2 protein-coding genes are annotated in these 998 nt (G+C 71.8%); both read right to left on the minus strand.

Translation table 11 applies throughout. From position 1 onward, the window contains the following. Window positions 1-213 (minus strand): dTDP-4-dehydrorhamnose 3,5-epimerase family protein (locus LPA54_RS32880; protein WP_228984411.1); only part of this gene is annotated, 213 nt, incomplete at its 3' end. Between the two features lie 16 nt (window positions 214-229). Further along, window positions 230-998 (minus strand): sugar phosphate nucleotidyltransferase (locus LPA54_RS32885; protein WP_228984412.1); only part of this gene is annotated, 769 nt, incomplete at its 5' end.

Consider the following 998-nt stretch of genomic DNA (forward strand, 5'->3'; position numbering starts at 1 on the left):
GGTGTGGTTCGTCTGCACCACCGCCGGGCGGTGGCCCACGGCCGCCGTGAACGCCTCCTCCTGCAGCGGGGAGACGAACACGCCCCGGCGGTCGCGGTGCACCCGCGGGGTGAACACGTAGGCGCCGGCGACCGCCAGCTCCCGCACCGTCGCGGTGGGGGTGGAGAACGTCCGCGGGATCGGTGTGCCCGGCAGGGACGTCGGCTTCTTCATCGGGAACCTCCGGGGGTCAGGAGAAGATCTGCACCTTGCTGTGGTCGCCGAGGATCAGCCGGTGGGCCCTCGGGGTGTGCGGCGCGGGGGTCACCGTGACGTTGCGGCCGATGAGCGAGGCCTGCACGCGGCGCACGCCGTCCAGCCGGGAGTCCCGCAGCACGATGGAGAACACGATCTCGCTGTCCTCGATACGGCAGTTCTCCGCGATGGAGGTGTAGGGGCCGACGTAGGAGCCGCTGATCACGCTGCCGGCGCCGATCACGGCGGGGCCGACGATGCGTGAGCCGCGGACCTCGGCGCCGGCCTCGACGCGGACCCGGCCGACGAGTTCGCTGCCTGCGTCGACGGTCCCCTCGACGCCCGCGCCGATGCCGTCCAGCACCGAGCGGTTGGCCTCGAGCATGTCGGCGACGTTCCCGGTGTCCTTCCAGTAGCCGCTGACGGTGGTCGAGCGGACGTCGTGCCGGGTGTCGATGAGCCACTGGATGGCGTCGGTGATCTCCAGCTCGCCGCGCGCGGAGGGACGGATGGCCCGTACGGCCTCGTGCACGGCGGGCGAGAACAGGTAGACGCCGACCAGCGCGAGGTCGCTCTTGGGCTTGGCCGGCTTCTCCTCCAGCCCCACCACCCGTCCGTGGCCGTCGAGTTCGGCGACGCCGAACGCGGTCGGGTCCGAGACCCGGGTGAGCAGGATCTGCGCGTCGGGGCGCTCGGCGGTGAACTGCTCCACCAGCGGGGCGATGCCGCCCACCAGGAAGTTGTCGCCGAGGTACATCACGAAG

This window comes from Streptomyces sp. DH12, from assembly GCF_020873895.1.
In the GTDB taxonomy this organism is placed as follows: Bacteria; Actinomycetota; Actinomycetes; order Streptomycetales; family Streptomycetaceae; genus Streptomyces.